The organism is Escherichia sp. 20412-1 (genome assembly GCF_003027595.1).
GTDB lineage: Bacteria > Pseudomonadota > Gammaproteobacteria > Enterobacterales > Enterobacteriaceae > Escherichia > Escherichia marmotae.
Genome location: NZ_PYQM01000080.1, coordinates 1 through 5,448, shown reverse-complemented (window position 1 = coordinate 5,448; position 5,448 = coordinate 1). Strand labels below are relative to the sequence as shown.

The window sequence follows — 5,448 nt, the reverse complement described above, 5'->3', positions numbered from 1 at the left end:
AACCAGTTGAGCGGATTCGCGTTTAAACTCTGCGCTGAAATTTCTTTTTTTCATTGGAGCACCTGTGTTGTTCTGAGGTGAGCATATCACCTCTGTTCAGGTGGCCAAATTTAGTGTGCCACTACAAAGAACGTCGACTGATGCTACAGTGGTGGGCAGATTTTCTGGATGCGAACAGAGATAAGGGTATCAGCCCGTTTGAATATGCAAAGATTAACAATCCATTAAAATAGTAAGCAGTCCGGGCTGATTGCCCGGACTGCTTTAACTGATTATTTTTCTTTGTAAATGATGACGAAGATTGATGTTCTGGCAAGTTACTCCGGCTTCCATTAAAGTCCCTTCGTCATGTTCTTCAGGCTATTTATGACTGTGATTAGCACCAGGAATATCTGGTTTCCATGAGAGCAGGTAATAACCCCCGGTGTTTTCGGCTGTTCTGGTATCCTTGTCCAACACAGGCAGTCATTATAAACGGTAAAAAATGTATTCACTGTTATGAAATCAATAGTCCTGACGTACAGTTGAATGTGCTTGCGTTCTGAACCTTGTACAACCAGTACATTTGATACCGAATTATAAACAAAACATTGCATCCAACTTTTTCAATATGGACAATAGTTGTCCATATGGTGGTTTTATATTCGATAAATCAATGGATTTCATTGAGTCATAGGACTGGTAATGGATGAAAATGCTTTAGGGTTTGCCTCATACTGGCGCAACTCGCTTGCGGATGCTGAGTCAGGAAAGGGCTGTTTTGAACGGAAAGACGCCAAAAATTTCACTCATTGGCATGGGATAGCGGCGGGACGTCTTGACGAAGCGATTGTCAGTAAATTTTTTAAGGGAGAAAAAGACGATGTCGAAACGGTCGATGTCATCTTGCGCCCAAAAGTTTATTTCCGGTTACTGCAGCATGGTAAGGACCGTTCTGCAGGTGCGCCTGATATTGTTACCCCGATAGTGACGCCAGCCTTGCTAAGCCGTGAGGGTTTTTTATATCCGACGCCAGCGACCTCCATTCCCAGAGACCTGCTTGAACCTTTGCCAAAAGGAGCATTTTCGATTGGTGAGATTGGGCAGTATGACAAATACAAGACGACCCATACCACGTTCTCTATCAACTTTGATGACAGCGTTGATAAGACTGCCGAAACGGATGAAGAACGGGAAGAACGATATGCAGCCTTGCAGCAGGAGTGGCGTCAATATCTGGATGATTCAGAGAGGCTGCTGAAGAACGTTGCCGGCGACTGGATTAAAAATCCTGAGCAATATGAACTCGCTGAGCACGGTTATATTGTTAAAACGGCGCAATCTGGCGGTGCCAGTTTCCATATCCTTTCTCTTTATGATCACCTGCTTGTTTGCAATAAGGATGTGCCGCTCTTCAATCGATTCGCCTCGCGAGAGGTTCATGCTGCAGAGTCTTTGCTGGCCCCTGGAGCAAAATTCAGCGACAGGCTTGGACACTCCGGAGATAAGTTTCCGCTGGCAAAGGCTCAGCGCGATGCCTTAAGCCATTTTCTGGATGCTAAACATGGCGATATCCTTGCTGTTAATGGCCCTCCTGGAACCGGAAAAACCACGCTGGTGCTTTCTATCATCGCCACGCAGTGGGCCAGAGCGGCTCTCGAAAAATCTGAGCCTCCGGTTATTATCGCGACTTCAACGAATAACCAGGCTGTAACGAACATTATTGAGGCATTCGGGAAAGACTTTTCGCAAGGTTCAGGTGCGATGGCCGGGCGATGGTTGCCAGAGCTGAAAAGCTTCGGCGCTTATTTTCCCTCAAGCAGCCGTAAAGCTGAAGCAGCCAAAAAATATCAAACTGAAGATTTCTTCAACCAGGTTGAGTCAAAAGAGTATGTAGAAGATGCACTGCTGTTTTATCTGGAAAAGGCTAAGGCAGCCTTTCCTGAAAAAGAGTGTTCATCCCCTGAAAAGGTCATTGAACTCCTGCATGGTCAGTTGGCAGCAAAATCCGAGCAACTGATAAGACTGAACGCAACATGGCAAACGTTAAGCCAGATTCGGGCTGCGCGTGAGCTTATTGCTAATGATATTGAGCAATATCTCAATAATTTAAATAAATTACTTTCCGGACAAGAACAAAAAATCACTCTACTGAAGAGTGCTAAAACGGAATGGAAAAAATATCGCGCCGGTGAATCACTGATCTATTCATTATTTTCCTGGCTTCCGGCGGTTCGCAGTAAGCGACAGTACCAAATACAGCTGTTTCTCGAAGATAAATTAGGTGCGCTGATTGCAGGAAATCAATGGTCTGATCCTGAAACTATCGAACGTAATATTGATGGGCTGCTCAATTCCGCTGAGCGCGAGCAAACAACATACCGGCAGCAGATTGACTCCGCCCATGAAATCATTCTTAAAGAACAGCAGGCGGTTCAGGAGTGGCAGAGACTGGCTCTTGATTTAGGGTATGAGGGCGACGAGGAACTGAGCTTCTCACAGGCCGATGAACTGGCTGATACGCAGATTCGCTTCCCTGCATTTTTACTGACGACTCACTACTGGGAAGGTCGTTGGCTGATGGATATGGCCAGCATTGATGATCTGCAGGAAGAGAAGAAGAAAAAAGGCGCTAAAGGGGTAACCGCCCGTTGGCAACGTCGAATGAAACTCACTCCATGTGTGGTGATGACATGCTATATGCTGCCCGGCAATATGCAGATAAGTGAGCACAAAGGACAGCGTAAATTCGAGAAAAGTTATTTGTATGATTTTGCCGATTTACTCATTGTCGATGAAGCCGGGCAGGTGCTTCCTGAAGTGGCTGCTGCCTCGTTTGCATTAGCTAAGAAGGCATTAGTGATTGGCGATACGGAGCAGATCCCGCCAATATGGAGTATTGCTCCTGCGATTGATATCGGTAACATGCTGGCGGAAAAAATTCTGTCTGGCAGTACGCAAGAAGAGATTACCGAGAAATATACGGCAATCGCAGACCTTGGTAAAAGTGCCGCATCTGGCAGCGTTATGAAAATAGCGCAGTTTGCTTCGCGCTATCAATATGATCCCGAACTGGCTCGTGGTATGTACCTATATGAACACCGCCGGTGCTACGACAATATTATTGGATACTGTAATACGCTCTGCTATCACGGTAAGTTGTTGCCTAAAAGAGGGCGTGAAGAGAGCAATTTAATGCCCGCAATGGGGTATCTCCATATTGATGGTAAAGGAGAGCTGGCAAGTAGTGGAAGTCGATATAATTTGCTTGAGGCTGAAACGATAGCGGTCTGGTTGGCAGAGAACCAGCAAAATATTGAAGCGCATTACGGTAAATCGCTTCATGAAGTTGTCGGTATTGTGACGCCTTTTAGCGCTCAGGTATCCACTATCAAACAGGTGCTGGGCAAACAAGGTATCAGTACAGGCACGAATGAAAAGTCGCTCACAGTGGGCACCGTGCACTCTCTTCAGGGAGCGGAAAGAGCGATTGTGATATTCTCGCCAGTCTATTCAAAACATGAAGACGGCGGGTTTATTGATAGCGATAACAGCATGCTGAATGTTGCAGTCTCCCGTGCGAAGGACAGTTTTCTGGTCTTCGGCGATATGGACCTGTTTGAGGTCCAGCCAGCCTCATCGCCACGGGGATTACTGGCAAAATACCTCTTTGAGTCAGAGAAGAATGCGCTCTCTTTTGATTATAAAGAGCGTAAGGATTTAAAAACCGCCGGGACCAAAATCTACACACTTCATGGTGTGGAGCAACATGATAATTTCCTGAATCAGACATTTGAAAATACCAGTAAACACATCACGATAGTTTCTCCATGGCTGACCTGGCAAAGGCTGGAGCAAACCGGTTTTCTTGATTCCATGATTGCGGCGTGTTCACGTGGAATTAACGTCACGATAGTCACTGACAGAAGCTACAACACTGAACATAATGATTTTGAGAAGCGAAAAGAGAAGCAGCAGAACTTTAAAGCGGCGCTGGAGAAACTGAATGCGCTGGGTATTGCTACAAAGCTGGTAAACCGTGTTCATAGCAAAATTGTTATTGGTGATGATGGTTTGCTGTGCGTGGGATCGTTCAACTGGTTTAGTGCGACACGGGAAGCGCGATATGAACGATACGATACATCAATGGTTTATTGCGGTGATAACCTGAAGGGTGAGATTGAGGCTATTTATAATAGTCTTGAGAGGCGGCAGGTTTAGAGCAGGAATGGTGAGTAGCCATCTTACCGATCGTTTTCGAGCGTAAGATGGCTGAATGGAATGGCTATTATTGCACAGTCCTTAATTATAACATTCATACCGACATGATTATCTTCTGTCCGGAAGAATCAGAGGCTGCGGTTTCAGACTGTCTGCCGGTACATTCCTGTCTCCGTTAAAAACCATAATGAGTTCATTATCTTCGTCTGTCAGCGGATTGAATGGCGGTATATTTTCAGTACGAATGCCGGTCAGCCACTGAAAAATACCTGCGAAATGACGGGCACTGATTTTTCTGCTGACGGACTGATGAGACGTGATGTCACTGGCGGTAATAATCAGGGGAACGCTGTAGCCTCCCTGCACATGACCATCATGATGAACAGGATTAGCACTGTCGCTGACCGACAGACCATGGTCAGAAAAGTAAAGCATGGCAAAATGACGGGAATGCCGGCGAAGGATACCATCAAGCTGCCCGAGAAAGTTATCCAGTTTACTGATGCTGGCGAGGTAACAGGCAATCTTCCGGGGGAACTGCTCCTGGTAATTATTCGGCCAGGAGTGAAGCCGGTCACACGGGGTCGGATGAGACCCCATCATGTGCAGGAATATCACCTTCGGAGAGGATTTATCCGCCAGTGCATGTTCTGTTTCCTGTAACAACAACATGTCATCCGTTTTACGGGAAGCAAAGCTGCCTTTCTTGAGGAAAACGGTATGCTCCGCATCAGAAGCAATAACAGAGATGCGTGTATCATGCTCCCCCAGCTTTCCCTGATTGGATATCCACCATGTGCTGTATCCTGCTTTTGCTGCCAGCGCCACCACGTTGTTGCCGGAGTCAGGGTTCTGCTCATAGTCATAAATCAGTGTCCGGCTCAGGGAAGGTACGGTACTGGCTGCTGCCGATGTATAGCCGTCAATAAATAAACCGGGAGCTGTATTCAGCCACGGCGTGGTTGGCACGGGATAGCCATATACCGACATATAATCCCTGCGCACACTCTCACCAGTGACAATAACAATCGTGTCATATAACGGTGTTCCCGGCAGGATTTTCCAGTTGTCAGCCCCGTGCTGACTCAGTTGTTTATAATGCTGCATTTCACGCAATGTGTGTAAGCGTAAACTGACCGCCGTATGTAGCCATTAAGCCAGTATTGGTAACGTAGGTGCCCACTTTTTCAACTAGTGGACACCTGTTATGGAACAGAAAACATTATCCGCAGAACCCCGCAGAACATT

Annotated in this window: 1 protein-coding gene and 2 pseudogenes; 2 read left to right on the top strand and 1 reads right to left on the bottom strand. The window is 46.5% G+C overall.

The features are described from left to right. Window positions 1-119 precede the first annotated feature (119 nt). Window positions 120-233: pseudogene (locus C7B16_RS23630) on the top strand (integrase); the annotation flags it as partial. Between the two features lie 451 nt (window positions 234-684). Beyond that, window positions 685-4,200 carry an AAA domain-containing protein gene (locus tag C7B16_RS23620; RefSeq protein ID WP_107180252.1) on the top strand — a complete coding sequence of 1,172 codons (3,516 nt, stop codon included), beginning with the start codon at window positions 685-687 and terminating at the stop codon, window positions 4,198-4,200. Window positions 4,201-4,308: 108 nt separating this feature from the next. Here C7B16_RS23620 and C7B16_RS23615 read toward each other — a convergent pair. Next, window positions 4,309-5,319, bottom strand: a pseudogene (locus C7B16_RS23615) (phosphoethanolamine transferase); the annotation flags it as partial. Window positions 5,320-5,448: the final 129 nt, after the last annotated feature.